Consider the following 13,505-nt stretch of genomic DNA (forward strand, 5'->3'; position numbering starts at 1 on the left):
AGGTGTCAATCTATGCTCTCATATCAACATGGCTTTCATGCAGGAAACAGAGCAGATGTCCTTAAACATGCCGTTCTGCATGCGACCCTGAAAGCGCTTGCCGATTCCGGCGAGCCGCTACTGTATGTGGAAACCCATTCAGGACGTGGCCGATACGATCTGGAAGGCGCACAAGCACGAAAAGGAAATGAAGCTGGAGATGGCATAATCTCTATGCTGAATGGCCGTGGCCCAAAACCTTTGAGGCCATGGGTAGAGTTCGTCGAACAATCGGGTATTCGCTCTTACCCGGGTTCACCTGCTCACGCACAAACGCTGCTGCCGCCTGATACACGCTTCATCTTGTTCGAAAGGCATCCCGCCGAACACAAGGCCCTTTCCGACGCATTGGGTTCAGATGATCGAATTCAGATCAAGAAAGTGGATGGCTATGCAAGCGCCCTCAAACTGTCGCCGAGAAGCCGTGAACGGCTCGTATGTTTGGTTGATCCAAGCTACGAAACAGCACGCGATATTGATGCTCTGGCGCTGTGGACACCAAAGGCACTGAAACGTTGGCCGAAAAGCCTACTCATGCTTTGGCTCCCCCTCTTTCGCGACGGAAGAGAAACTGAGTTTGGCGAGTACCTGACAACTCTAGGCGATTGCCGAGTCTATGGCGCAAGATGGCCAGTTGACGCTCAGAAAGAAACCGCCCTCGAAGGATCAGCCATGGTAGTCTTCAATGGTCCGAAATCTTCAGATTCCGAATGCCTTGCGATTTCGTCCGCGCTGCAATCCTGGTGGTCAGACAAGCCACTGGGTAAGTAACGAAAAGTGACGATACGACTGCTTTTAATCGGCGGCGGACACGCGCACATAATGGCTTTGCGCTCGCTCACGAAGCGTCGCTATCCTCCGGCGTCTATCACATTGATCGATCCCGATACGTCGTCTGTCTATAGCGGCATGGTGCCGGGGTTTGTTGCCGGCCATTTCAAACAAAATGAAATCGAAGTGGATCTAAAGCGCTTATGCTCCAATGCTGGCGTCCAATTTCTACAAGATGAAATCTGCGCTCTGAATTTAAAGCGGAAGCAGTTCGAAGGACGTTCAGGAGCGGCCTACGACTTCGATGTTACTTCAATCAATATTGGCGTCACATCAATTCCACCAGATACATGTGCTTCGCCAAGTTCCACACCAGTGAAGCCTATGCGCAAATTTGTGGACCAATGGCTGGAAGTGAGACACGACCTATCCAAAGGAATGGCTATAATTGGTGGTGGATTGGGCGGTGTAGAGCTTTGTCTTGCAATACGACATTACGCACGCACTTCCGGCATTCCTGACGATGTACCAATTACTGTCATCGATCGTTCTGAGATTTTGGGGTCTGCAGCCTCCAGTTTGAAAAAATCGCTGGCGCGGAAACTATCCGAATTCCGCATTGGTGTTCATGAAAATACGTCCGCTCACGTAATTACACCAAATGGAGTGCGTGTTAGTTCCGGCGAAACAGTAAAAGCTGGCCAAATAGTATGGGCGACTGGCGCGCACGCTGCAAACTGGCTCGAAGAGTCAGGCCTGGCGACCGACAATGGGTTTCCGATGGTCTTGCCTACATTGCAGTCGGTCTCACATGAAAGCGTATTCCTCGCAGGCGACACGGCACATTTTATGGGCGAAAGCATTCCCAAGGCAGGCGTATACGCAGTTCGACAAGGCCAACTTCTGATGAGCAATCTGATCGCATATATGTCCGGTAACTCGCTGCGTAGCTTCCAACCACAAACGGACTATCTCAAGCTTGTCAGCCTGGGTGGAAAGTCAGCGATCGCAGAAAAATGGGGTCACACACTCAAGGCTCCGGGTCTGTGGAGCCTGAAGAAACTCATTGATCAATCATTTGTACGGGGCTGATCTGATATCGCTCAGGAACGTCGCAAATGGGCTTCTTCAAGAATAACACTCGCCGCAATTTCACTCGCGTCTCGTTCGCCCTCTTTCATTTTTTCCAGCGCCACCCGCTGACGAGCCAACTGTGAAGCTAGCAACTTCGGATCACGCAACCATTGCTGCGCCAAAGATGCGATCAGCTCTGGCTTCTGCCGCGTTTGAACAAACTCTGGAATAATCTCCTGATCATCGCTCACAATATTGAGAAGCGAGATGTGGGTCTTTTTGTAGAGCAATCCCCGGGCTAACGCCCATGTGATCCAGCCTGTACGATACGCAACGATCATTGGTGTATCCTGCATAGCCAGTTCGGTCGTCACCGTCCCGGAACACGCGAGCGCCAAGTCCGCTGCCGCCATCGCATCGTATCGCGATTCAGCATCGTCAGATATTAGAGCCCAATCTCCGACATCGGAGTAAGAAGACTTAAAATACTTGGAGACGTTCTCTGCCGGCATAAATACAAGCGACAATTCTGGATTATCACGCTTCAAGTGCTGTGCAGCATTCACAAGTGCCGGCGCCACTCTCTTGATTTCACTTGGTCGACTGCCCGGCAACACAAGAACAAGTTGGCGATCCCCAGGAATGCCGTTGGCTTCCCGAAACCTCTGACCATTTCCCTCCACGTGTCGAGAAATTGCGGGATTGCCTATGACCGTCGTCTTCAGGCCAAAAGGCTCGTAAAAAGGAACTTCCAGATCGTGGATGCACAGAAGGTGATCAACAGTAGACGCAAGTGTCTTTGCCCGCCCTGACCGCGTTGCCCAAACTTGCGGCCCTACCAGTTTAACAAGGCGAATATCTGGAGCTTGCGCGCGAACTCTCTGAGCGACCCGTAGCATAAATCCCCAAGAGTCGACTAAAACAACAACGTCAGGAGTATCCTTTATGATCTCGGCCGCGGCCTCATCCGCTAGTCGAACAACATCACCATAGGCCTTGATGCCCTCAAAAAAGCCGAGGATCGATAACGGAGACACGTCGACCGGTGAGTCAATCCCCACGCTCTTGAGTTCTCGTCCACCAATTCCGGAAATGTGCGCCTCTGGACTATCTAGGCGAATTTTCTGTACGACTTCCTTGGCAAGAAGGTCGCCAGACGGTTCTGCGGCAACCATGTAGATGCGGGGCTTGCTCACGCTTCATCCTCTGGAGCGAAGCCATAAATGAAGACCCCAAGCTCTTCGGCCCGCTCAACCATTCTCCGGCGATCGAGCAACAGCGCACCGCCAGCCTCAACTGCTAATCCTGCAAGCCCCGCTGCGGCCACTTTTTCTACCGTCGAGACGCCAGTGGTTGGCAGATCAATTCTCAGTTCCTGCCCCGGCTTCGGACGCTTTACCAATACGCCCTTTCGCGCGAACTCTGTGCCCCGGATCTCTTCCGGCAAGGTTCGACACCGCTCAAGCATAGAGTCGGTTCCCTCCTGCGCCTCAACTGCCAAGACCAAGCCCTCACAAACGACTGCCCCTTGGCCGATATCAAGCGCGCCGGTTGCCGATGCCACACGCGCTCCATGCAGAATATCTTCCATCTGTTCTGAGGTTGGCTTTGCACCAGCAATTACACCTTCCGGAGCGAGTAGCTTGGCATGAACTTCGTGGCTACCCAGAACCTTGAAGCCCTGTTTTTCGAACTCGCGCACCAACACGCGCAGCAAAGCATCGTCGCCCTTTTTCGCGGCTGAAAGAACCTTCGGCAAAAGGGTGACGCCTTTGACATCAAGCTTGAGATCGCCAAAATCCGGCCGCTTAACAATCCCCGCAAAGACTACTTCTTCACATCCTGCAGACTTCAGTTTTTTGAGAATTCCACCAACTTCTCCAATTCCCACGAGATCTCCAGGAAACTTTGCAAGTCCAGGGTCGTCGAAACCTTTCAGTCGGAGAACGTACGCACCCTGCCCGCTCTCGACTGCATGCTCCGCAATAGCAACGGGGAGATCTCCAAGTCCAGCGATGATACCAAGTGGCGCCATGTGCTTTTAGCCCGGTTTGCAAATTGGGCGTTCACTTTCGCGGATGAAAGCGATGATTTCCATGGCGAGCTCGTTGTTCGCGAAGTCTTTTTTGGCTTGGTCCAATCGATCCTTGAACAAACCTTCGCCAAGGAAGATGGCCTTGTACGCTGCGCGAATACCCTGAATTTGTGCTTTGGAAAAACCTCGACGTTTCAAACCGACCATGTTGAGGCCAGAAAGTTTAGCGTGGTTGCCAACGACTGATCCGAATGGGATGACATCTTCTACCACAATTGCGCCGCCCCCGATAAAAGCGTTGCGCCCAATCCTCGAAAATTGATGCACTGCGGCTAAACCACCAAACCAAACATTATCTCCAACGGTAATATGCCCTGCCAGGGAGACGTTGTTTGCCATGACCACATTGTCGCCAATCTGATTATCATGCGCCACATGGGCGCCGATCATTACGAAACAATTGTCGCCAATCGTCGTCAGCCCGCCGAACTTGGGCATTCCAGAATGCGCAGTTGCGTATTCACGGAAGACGCAATTGCTGCCGACAACCAGTCTGGACTCCGGGGTCTCTTCAAATCCGATAACTTGCGGCAGGCCACCGATGACAGCGTGTGGATGCAGTACGCAGCCTGCTCCCACCTCGGTGTGACCAGTAACGACCGAATGAGATTTAAGAACAACGCCAGAGCCTAGCGTTACGTGGGGTCCAACGTGGCAGAATGGTCCGATCTGGACTCCGTCGCCCAGGATGGCTCCATCCTCTACATAAGCCGTCGAATGAATGTGTGCGGACATGTTATCCCAAACGAGTTGAAACGGCCAGAATGCCGTCTAACCCTTTTTCTTCGGATTTGAGTTTTTCTGCAACCATGCCACTTCCCGCATCCACTGACGGATCGGTTTGGCCGGTGTTCCTCCCCACGTCTGACCGTCCTCTACGTCTCGGAAGAGACCAGCAGATGCGGCGAGCGACACCCCCTCACCCACCACGACATGATCAGCAATCCCAACGCGCCCACCGAGCATCGAGCCATCACCCACTTTCACGGAACCGGAAATTCCGCCAAAGGCCGCAACAAGAACTGAACGCCCGAGAACCACATTATGTGCTATTTGGCAGAGATTATCGATACGAGTCCGCTCTCCAACGATCGTGTCATCGAAGGCGCCGCGATCGATGCATGAGTTCGCGCCAACGGTGACGTGATCCTGCAAGATAACGCGCCCGTAGTGGGGCGCATCTTCTGGACCATTTGGGCCAGGCATTACCCCGAAACCAGCTTCACCAATGCGCACGCCAGCAAGCAACTTAACATGATCACCAATCAGAGCGCATTGGATGCTGGAACCCGGACCGATCTGGCAATTCTGGCCTATTTGAACACCAGGCCCAATGACGGCATTCGCGCCAATGAAAGTCCCCGCTCCGATGACTGCACCGGGTGCCACCACAACGCCGGGGGCTAGTTTTGCAGACTCATCAATAACGGAATCAGGTGAAACCAACTCCTCACCGCCCCAGTCCAGCTGTCGGGCCCGGAATAGAATTCCGGCAGCCACACTGTGAACGTGCCGTGGGAAGGCAGACACCAGAAAAGGTATGCCATCCGGCACATTTATTCGGTTTGCTTCATTTACGACTAGTGCGGAGATATCGGAGCTGATCGAACCAGTCGACTTTCCATCTCCATCGAGAAACCCGAGATCTCCCCGCCGACCGTTCTCGGCGGAGGAGATCCCGGTTATCTCCAAATCCTCTTTGCCGCTTAACGCCGAACCAGTTTTGATAGCCAGTTCACCGAGCGACAAAGCACCTACAGGCGCATAAAAACGTACGTCTACAGGCACGGGGACACTCTCAATTATTGAGCGGGTTGCTCAGGAATACGCTTGCGAACAACTGAAATGGTAGGCGTTGCAGCGTCGAGCTTGCTGATAACGAGTGCTGTCGCGTCTACTGCATCCACACCGTAGATGACCGAGCTTTTTGAAAGGACGATTTGAGCGTTCTTTTCGCTGACGACCTGCAAGAGAACCGGTTCAAGCGCTTTGTTAAAGTCCACCAGCGCCTGACGCTCAGTTAGAGCAAGTTCGTTCGAAGCTTTCTGACGAGATTTTGCGAAATCGCTCGCCTTCTTCTCATAAGTGTTCAACTTCGTAACAAGAGCAGCATCGCCTGCAATTTGCTCTCGAGTCTTGCCTTGAAGCTCGGCGTTGATCGACTGGCCCTCTGTTTCAAGAGACGTCTTTGTCGGAGAAAGCTCCGTGTTGATCTGATTTTCGATGTTCTTGAGTTTTGCCTGAATATCCTGACCAGCCTTGCTGTCACGGAGAATCTTAGCTTCATCAATGGTGATTACGGTGGTTCCCTGCGCCATAGCGGCAGGTGAGATAAAACCAATTGCTGCGACTGACATCGCAATTGCGAGGAAGAAATTCTTGATGCGGGACATTCTAGTCTCCTGTCTTTCGGCTTGGAATTTAGAATCTTGTTGATGTTGAGAACCGGAACGTTTCAGTCCGGTCATAATCTTCACGCCTGAGGATCTGCGAGAAGTCGAAGCGAATTGGCCCAAATGGCGAGTCCCAGAAAACACTCAATCCGGCAGATGCCCTGAGCGACGCGGCGGTTTTCGTCAGACGTACTGCAGGCAGCCCAGTTGTTGTGTCGGTAAAGTAAATGGTTGGCCCCACATCCGGACCGCGCAGCGATCCCAATGCACCCGCCTCAGCAAACAGCGCGCTCCGAATGCCATATTCTTCCGGCAGGAAGTTGGGCAAACTCAATTCCGCTGTGCCTTGATAATAGACGTTGCCCCCTTGCGAATTCAGGCGCCGCGTTTGAACAACTTCGCCCGTCTCAGGATCCACAACCCTGACAATCTCGCGAGGTCCAATACCAGCAACATCAAATCCACGGAACGTGCTGCCACCCCGGAAGAAGCGATTGTTGATCCGAACGCCTTGATTGTCTTCCAATGGGAAAACGTATCCGCCTGAGAGGCGAACACTCGCGATCATATCGCGCCAAATACCCCGATATGCCGTGGCGCTGGATTCCGTTCGCAAATATTTAACATCGCCGCCCAGACCGGCCAAATCCTGACTGAAGCGGAAGTCAAAACCACGAGATGGGCGGATAGGATCATTCGTTCGATCCCAGAAGAAGTTGTACCCGATGATACTAGAGATATCGCTTCGCTCTGCACGACAAATCGGATCTCTCAGAACATAGTCGCGAGAGCACTGGTCCACGACGCGCTGTCCCGCACCAGCATCGCCTTCTTCGACCAAGCGGTACCGGTCATCAGAAATATCGTCCGGCGTATCCTGCCCGGCGGTCTGAATTCGATCTGTGATGAAGAAGCCGTTCTCATCGATAATATAATTGCGGTCGAGTACGTTCACTTCATCCGCCTGCAGACGGTAGCTCAAGCCAAGCTGCATTCGCTCCGTCAGAGGGAAGCCCAAACGCACGCCCGCGCCAATCGTTTCGCTGCTGAAGCCAGAATAGTCTTCGTAATCCTGGCGCGTCGCAAATGCATCAATACCGCCCGAAAGGTTTCGATCGAACAATCGCGGCTCTGTAAACCGGAAATCCAGGATCTGTTGCCGACTCGAAGCAGAAACACGTGCGACCACAGACTGCCCGCGCCCACGCAGATTTCGTTGGGACGCACTGACATCCAGCAGATACGCATCAACGGATGAAAAACCGGCCGCGAAGGACAATTCGCCAGTCGGCTGTTCTTCAACCTTGATATCAACAATGGTTCTATCTGGCTGATCGGAAGGCGTCTCAATGACCTCGACTTCCTTGAAGTAACCAAGCGCCCGCACGCGGTTCTTTGAACGGTCGAGCAAAATACGGTTGAACGCGTCACCTTCTGCAATTCGAAGTTCCCGCCGAATGACCCGGTCCAGAGTTTGCGTATTTCCGACAATATTGATGCGATCAATATAGACGCGAGGCCCCTCGTCGACAGCAAAGGTCACGTCAATCAGGCCGGTTTCCGGGTTCACATCAATCTGAGGACGGATGTCAACGAAAGCGTATCCCGCAATACCCGCCGCATAAGTCAGCGCATCGATCGTATCTTCAATTGAATCTCCCCGGAATAGAGAGTCAGTCTGGATCGGAACAGCGCGGCGCAACGCATTGGCGTCAAGCTTTTCAAGCGCCGTTTCGACCTTCACTTCGCCGAAGTAATACTGACGCCCCTCGTCCACCGTCATGGTGATGTAGAAGTCTTTCTGGTCGGGCGTCAGCTCCGCGACAGCAGACGTTACGCGGAAATCGTAATAGCCATTGTTCTGGTAGAATTGGCGAAGAAGATCCCGGTCGTATTCAAGGCGCCCTGGATCGTAATTGTCGTTCGAGCTGAAGAAACGCCACAGGCGCGACTGACGTGTGACGATCTCGCTGCGCAGGCGCGAGTCCGAATATGCTTCGTTCCCGATGAAGTTGATCGCTCGAACGCCGGTGACCGGGCCTTCTGTAATCTCGAATATCAGATCAACCCGGTTCTGCTCAAGCGGCTTGTACTGCGGCTCGACTTTGGCAGCAAAACGACCTGATTGGCGATAAAGCTCCAAAATGCGCTGAACATCTGATTGGACACGAGCCGCGGTAAAAATACCGCGAGGCGCAGCTTGGATATCTTCTCGAAGTTTATCGTCGTCAAGCGCGCTGTTGCCCTCAAACACCACACGGTTGATGATCGGGTTTTCCACCACGCGCACGACGAGATTGTCATCTACCCGGTCAATTGAAACGTCCGCGAACAGGTTTGTTGCAAACAGCGTCTTAAGGGAAAGATCGATACGGTCAGGGTCAAATGCGTCGCCCGGTTCCACCAGCAGATAAGACTGTACCGTTCTCGCTTCGATTCGCTGATTGCCCTCAACGATGATCGATCGGATCGTGCCGCCATATCGACTATCTTCCTGAGCATCAGCAGTTCCCATGGGAACCAGAGCCGTGTTCACAGCCAGAACACTGCTCGCCATCATGGTTGCTGCAAGGAACTTACGCATCGTCGATATACTCTCTGGTTAATTTCGGCGGGCGGGTCAGCCGCCTCTTGTTCCGAACAAGCCGGCTTCGATGAGGTCACCCCAAGTGATCACAACGACCATCCCCAATAACAGGATCAATCCGAATGTCAGGGCCATTTCCTGCACTTTCTGCGGCATTTCCTTGCCTGCAATCGCTTCATAGGCGTTAAAAACAAGATGTCCACCATCGAGAACTGGCAGTGGAAGCAGGTTGAAAAAACCAACTCCGACTGAAATTGCGGCGCAGATACTGGCTAACATCCAAAATAGCTGCTCTATCTTCTGACCGGTTGAAACCTGTTCCTGTTCCCAAACACGGTTAACAGCGCGTCGCGATATGTCACCAATGCCAACTGGACCTGTCATGGCGTGCATGGACATCTTACCCGTCACGATACGGGTCAACATCGTAATGGTTCTATCTATTGTGGCACCCGTTTCGATCACTCCCTGACCCAGCGCCTGTACGGGATTGTAGGTGATGTGTTCTCCATAGGACACAGGCGCAATAGCCACTCCGATCGTCGCCTGCGGCACTTTCTGGCCAAAATCATTCTCTCGAATGACTTCTTCGGGGGTGATAGTCAGCAACTCTTCCGAATCATCGCGCTGCACCCGAAAGTTCATCGCCTCATTTGGGTTGAGAACAATCTGAATCAGAACGTCTGATGAATTGCTGATTTCCTTACCGTTTACCGCGAGAATCACGTCCCCAGCCTGCATACCGCCCGCAGCGGCCGCACCTGTTGGGCTTACATCTGCCACGCCTACTTTCATGTTTGGCCGGCCATGCGCGCCCAAAATCAATGCAAATATCAGCGTCGACAGCACAAAATTGGCGAATGGCCCAGCAAGGCTGACAAGCGACCGCTGCCCTACCCCCAATTCCGGGTACGCTTTGCCCACGGGCCCTGTCTCTAACTTGCCAACGTCTCCGGCCAATTGGCTTTCACCGACAAATTTCACAAAGCCCCCGAGCGGAATCCAATTCACGCGCCAACGCGTGCCATATTTGTCCTTCCGTTCAAACATGGGCTTACCGAAGCCAACGGAGAACGATTCCACCGCCGCACCAAACCAACGGCCAACAAGATAGTGGCCGAGTTCGTGTACGATTACCACGATGCCCATCATGAAGATGAGGCACACAAGAAACAGTGGTCCCTGGCTGATCACATCACCCAAAGCGTTCATCCTCCCATGCGACGCAGGTCACTCCCCAGAATGTCCCGCGTCATTTCACGCGTCATGCGATCAAGAAACGCTATCTCTTCAAGCGTCTCGCACGCAATCCCTTGCATGCTTCCCTCCAAATACCGGCTTAGCGCCTGTTCCACGAGCCAGCTTATGTCCAGAAACCCGCATTGACCCGCGATAAAAGCAGAAACGGCGACTTCATTAGCACAATTTAATACCGTGGTAGCCGCTGCGCCGTGCTGATAGGCGCACCGAGCCAACCTGATTGCCGGGAATCGGTCTTCATCTACCGACTCAAAATCAAGAGAACCCAACTTGGCCAAATCGAGCCTGTCGACGTTTGTGGCAGTCCTGTCCGGCCAAGCAAGCGCGTATGATATCGGCGTTTTCATATCCGGTGCGCCCAATTGCGCGATCACGGAACCGTCAGAAAAATGGGCCATTCCATGAATAATGGACTGAGGGTGAACCACCACGTCCAATTGATCTTCTCCCACGTCGAACAGGAAACCTGCCTCGATAAACTCCAGCGCTTTGTTCATGAGTGTGGCGCTATCAATCGAGTTCTTGACGCCCATACTCCAGTTCGGGTGAGCCGCGGCTTGTTGAGGTGACGCGCTGCGCATCTCTTCGAGGCTAGCCTTTCTAAACGGCCCCCCTGAAGCTGTAATGGTCATTTTCTCTAGCGAACGACCGTCACCAATGCATTGAAAAATGGCGGAATGTTCGGAATCCACAGGCAAGATCTTCACGCCCCGTCGAGCGGCCTCCCTCAGAATCAATTTGCCCCCGCAAACGACGCTCTCTTTATTGGCAATCGCAACATCATTGCCCGCGCGCACAGCGGCTATGGTGGATTCAAGGCCGGCGGACCCGACAATCGCTGCAAGCAAACGGTCCACGGGCCGGCTGGCGGCTTCAACAACAGCGCTTAATCCCGCATCGACGGTGACGTTTGTTCCGGCCAGTCGACTTCGAAGCTCATCAATCTTGGTTTCATCCGCAATGACGGCGACATCCGCATCAAATTCGCGAGCCTGCGCCGCCAACCCTTCAGCGTCACTCCCGGCAGCCAAGGCCACAATCTTGAACTTCTGATCGCCACACGCATTGGCATGTCGGACCACATCCAATGCTGATTTTCCGATCGACCCCGTCGACCCCATTATGCTGATGTGATGCGGCCGCGTCATGAAAGCCCCAGCGCGCCCGGCAGATCGGGCACAAGAAGAAGTGCAATGGAACCCAAGATTCCCACAGCTCCCAAGCCATCCACCCGATCCAGTACGCCTCCATGACCGGGCAGCAGATTACTTGAATCTTTTACCTTGAACCGCCGCTTCAAACCACTTTCAAACAAATCGCCGAATTGCGCTGTCGCCGAGAGCGCAAATCCAGTCGCGATCCACCATACTGAATTCACTTCGAGTATGTCCGCAGCAGCAAAACCGCAAACAGCCGTGAACAGCAGAGCGCCAATTGCGCCGCTCCAAGTTTTGTTCGGGCTCTCTTGAGGCAACAAACGGGGCCCACCGAGGCCACGCCCCACGAAATACGCCGCAGCATCCGAGGCCCACACGAAGGACATGAAGTATAGCGCGACAGCACGTCCATCCCACGGACCTTCCCGAAGCACCCAGAGCCCGGCAGCCATGCCAGTAACATATACCCAGCCCAACACTGAGACGGAACGTATCCGCACGTTGCCCGCTCGCGAAGCGAACGTGAGTGCCAGGCCAAACACAGCAATTGAAATCAGGACGGCTGGCATCTTGAGTGGCAGGGCCAAGCAAAACAGACTGGTGGCCAGCCCTATCAGCCCCCCACGCGGATGACCGCTCATCCCTGCCCATTCCCAAGCCATGATCGCCCCAAAAAAAGCGCATGCGGCGGCTAACCACCAACCACCATTCCACACGACGAATAGGCCCGTGGGTATGAGAACTGCGGCTGTCAGTAGCCTTTGGCCAAGTTGAGAAAAACGCCGTTCGGGCGATGTCCAGTCGCCCATTAGTTATCCTCCGGCGTCACGCCGCCGAAGCGACGCTCCCTCTCGCGAAACATTTCTACAGCTTTCATAAGCCAGACCTGGTCGAAGTCAGGCCACAGAACATCGAAGAAGACGAGTTCGCTATACGCTGCCTGCCAAAGTAAAAAATTGCTGAGGCGATACTCTCCACTTGTTCGGATGAGCAGGTCCGGATCTGGCATACCCGCAGTATCAAGGTAGCTCGCAACCAAGTCTTCAGTAACATCAGATGAAGCGTGAACGCCGCTCCCAACGTCTGCTGCCAACCGCTTTACAGCTCGGGCAATCTCTTCCCTGCCACCATAATTGAAGGCTATGTTTAGAAAGAAAGTGTCGTTCTCGGCAGTTTCGAACTCTGCCTTGTCAACCAACTCGGAAATATCTTTGGGAAGGCCTTCCCGGCGCCCAATAACCCGAATTTTGACGCCCTCTCGCTTCAAACGGCTCAAGTCTTTCTGAATGAAAAGCTTGAGCAGCCCGAAAAGGGCATTCACTTCAGAAGCAGGCCTACGCCAGTTCTCCGTCGAGAACGAGTAAACCGTCAAATATCGGATACCAATATCCGCGGCGCCCTCTACCGTGCGCCTGAGGGCCTCAACCCCGCGCTCATGGCCGGAGGCTCGAGGTAATCCGCGAGCCTTCGCCCACCGGCCATTACCATCCATGATAATAGCAATATGTTTCGGAACGTCAGAACGGACCGTGTCAATCGCAGATGTCACAGAGGCATCTTCATTCGACATCAGACCTGCATGATCTCCGCTTCTTTGCCTTTGAGTGCTTCGTCAACTTTGGCGACATATTGATCAGTCAGTTTTTGAACCTCGTCAGACAAAGAATGAAGACGATCTTCACTGATTTCTCCATCCTTTTCCATCTTCTTCAGAGCATCCATTCCGTCGCGGCGAATGTTACGAATGGCAACACGCGTAGCTTCAGCGTACTTGCCGGCGACTTTTTGCAACTCTATGCGACGCTCTTCATTCAGCGGTGGAATCGGAATGCGGAGATTCTGTCCATCTGTTACGGGGTTAAGCCCCAAGCCCGAATCCCGGATAGCGCGGTCGGTGGCGCCGACAACTGATTTATCCCACACATTTACAGACAACATGCGGTTATCAGACACCGTCACGGAAGCCACCTGGTTGAGCGGCACGGTAGATCCGTAAGCTGGCACCATGACAGAATCCAGCAAGTTCACCGATGCACGTCCTGTCCGGAGTCCGCTAAATTCGGTCGAGAGAGACGCCAGTGCGCCCTCCATGCGCCGTTCAAGATCCTTTTTGTTGTAGCTCATGACAC

At 53.5% G+C, this 13,505-nt stretch carries 13 protein-coding genes; 2 read left to right on the forward strand and 11 right to left on the reverse strand.

Annotation, left to right across the window (positions count from 1 at the left end):
• Window positions 1-12 precede the first annotated feature (12 nt).
• Window positions 13-810 carry a 23S rRNA (adenine(2030)-N(6))-methyltransferase RlmJ gene (gene rlmJ / locus HF931_RS12945; RefSeq protein ID WP_051602893.1) on the forward strand — a complete coding sequence of 266 codons (798 nt, stop codon included), beginning with the start codon at window positions 13-15 and terminating at the stop codon, window positions 808-810.
• Window positions 811-816: 6 nt separating this feature from the next.
• Complete coding sequence (locus HF931_RS12950) at window positions 817-1,902, forward strand: FAD-dependent oxidoreductase (protein ID WP_273240416.1); 1,086 nt, start codon at window positions 817-819, stop codon at window positions 1,900-1,902.
• Between the two features lie 11 nt (window positions 1,903-1,913).
• Here HF931_RS12950 and lpxB read toward each other — a convergent pair whose 3' ends face one another.
• Genes lpxB through frr form a run of 11 tightly spaced genes read right to left on the reverse strand, consistent with a single transcriptional unit; the run spans window position 1,914 to window position 13,500 of the window.
• On the reverse strand, window positions 1,914-3,080 hold the full coding sequence (gene lpxB, locus HF931_RS12955) for a lipid-A-disaccharide synthase (RefSeq protein ID WP_035555090.1): 1,167 nt from the start codon (window positions 3,078-3,080) through the stop codon (window positions 1,914-1,916).
• Window positions 3,077-3,919, reverse strand: coding sequence for an LpxI family protein (locus HF931_RS12960; RefSeq protein WP_035555085.1), 843 nt, complete (start codon window positions 3,917-3,919; stop codon window positions 3,077-3,079). The genes lpxB and HF931_RS12960 overlap by 4 nt, the downstream gene beginning before the upstream one ends.
• Window positions 3,920-3,925: 6 nt before the next feature.
• Window positions 3,926-4,714, reverse strand: a complete 789-nt coding sequence (lpxA, locus tag HF931_RS12965; protein WP_035555082.1) for an acyl-ACP--UDP-N-acetylglucosamine O-acyltransferase — start codon at window positions 4,712-4,714, stop codon at window positions 3,926-3,928.
• 36 nt (window positions 4,715-4,750) lie between these two features.
• The gene (lpxD, locus tag HF931_RS12970) at window positions 4,751-5,728 is read right to left on the reverse strand and encodes a UDP-3-O-(3-hydroxymyristoyl)glucosamine N-acyltransferase (RefSeq protein ID WP_241764243.1); all 978 of its coding nucleotides are present in this window, start codon (window positions 5,726-5,728) and stop codon (window positions 4,751-4,753) included.
• Between the two features lie 53 nt (window positions 5,729-5,781).
• The gene (locus tag HF931_RS12975; protein ID WP_272983146.1) at window positions 5,782-6,372 is read right to left on the reverse strand and encodes an OmpH/Skp family outer membrane protein; all 591 of its coding nucleotides are present in this window, start codon (window positions 6,370-6,372) and stop codon (window positions 5,782-5,784) included.
• 28 nt (window positions 6,373-6,400) lie between these two features.
• Window positions 6,401-8,956 (reverse strand): outer membrane protein assembly factor BamA, encoded by a 2,556-nt coding sequence (gene bamA, locus HF931_RS12980; RefSeq protein ID WP_035555073.1) that lies wholly within the window; start codon window positions 8,954-8,956, stop codon window positions 6,401-6,403.
• Window positions 8,957-8,992: 36 nt separating this feature from the next.
• Window positions 8,993-10,153, reverse strand: a complete 1,161-nt coding sequence (locus HF931_RS12985) for a M50 family metallopeptidase (RefSeq protein ID WP_241764256.1) — start codon at window positions 10,151-10,153, stop codon at window positions 8,993-8,995.
• A 14-nt stretch (window positions 10,154-10,167) separates the two neighbouring features.
• Window positions 10,168-11,367 carry a 1-deoxy-D-xylulose-5-phosphate reductoisomerase gene (dxr, locus tag HF931_RS12990; RefSeq protein ID WP_035555067.1) on the reverse strand — a complete coding sequence of 400 codons (1,200 nt, stop codon included), beginning with the start codon at window positions 11,365-11,367 and terminating at the stop codon, window positions 10,168-10,170.
• On the reverse strand, window positions 11,364-12,185 hold the full coding sequence (locus HF931_RS12995) for a phosphatidate cytidylyltransferase (protein WP_035555063.1): 822 nt from the start codon (window positions 12,183-12,185) through the stop codon (window positions 11,364-11,366). The genes dxr and HF931_RS12995 overlap by 4 nt, the downstream gene beginning before the upstream one ends.
• Window positions 12,185-12,946 carry an isoprenyl transferase gene (locus HF931_RS13000; RefSeq protein WP_035555060.1) on the reverse strand — a complete coding sequence of 254 codons (762 nt, stop codon included), beginning with the start codon at window positions 12,944-12,946 and terminating at the stop codon, window positions 12,185-12,187. Before HF931_RS13000 ends, HF931_RS12995 begins: the two co-directional genes overlap by 1 nt.
• Window positions 12,946-13,500, reverse strand: a complete 555-nt coding sequence (gene frr, locus HF931_RS13005; protein ID WP_035555056.1) for a ribosome recycling factor — start codon at window positions 13,498-13,500, stop codon at window positions 12,946-12,948. The genes HF931_RS13000 and frr overlap by 1 nt, the downstream gene beginning before the upstream one ends.
• Window positions 13,501-13,505: the final 5 nt, after the last annotated feature.

Source organism: Hyphomonas atlantica corrig. (genome assembly GCF_017795365.1).
Taxonomy (GTDB): Bacteria; Pseudomonadota; Alphaproteobacteria; order Caulobacterales; family Hyphomonadaceae; genus Hyphomonas; species Hyphomonas atlantica.

Coding starts and splice junctions, on each gene's coding strand:
- dxr (WP_035555067.1), bottom strand. CDS start 11,367: ATGACGCGGCCGCATCACATCAGCATAATGGGGTCGACGGGGTCGATC.
- rlmJ (WP_051602893.1), top strand. CDS start 13: ATGCTCTCATATCAACATGGCTTTCATGCAGGAAACAGAGCAGATGTC.
- HF931_RS13000 (WP_035555060.1), bottom strand. CDS start 12,946: ATGTCGAATGAAGATGCCTCTGTGACATCTGCGATTGACACGGTCCGT.
- bamA (WP_035555073.1), bottom strand. CDS start 8,956: ATGCGTAAGTTCCTTGCAGCAACCATGATGGCGAGCAGTGTTCTGGCT.
- frr (WP_035555056.1), bottom strand. CDS start 13,500: ATGAGCTACAACAAAAAGGATCTTGAACGGCGCATGGAGGGCGCACTG.
- HF931_RS12975 (WP_272983146.1), bottom strand. CDS start 6,372: ATGTCCCGCATCAAGAATTTCTTCCTCGCAATTGCGATGTCAGTCGCA.
- lpxA (WP_035555082.1), bottom strand. CDS start 4,714: ATGTCCGCACACATTCATTCGACGGCTTATGTAGAGGATGGAGCCATC.
- HF931_RS12960 (WP_035555085.1), bottom strand. CDS start 3,919: ATGGCGCCACTTGGTATCATCGCTGGACTTGGAGATCTCCCCGTTGCT.
- HF931_RS12995 (WP_035555063.1), bottom strand. CDS start 12,185: ATGGGCGACTGGACATCGCCCGAACGGCGTTTTTCTCAACTTGGCCAA.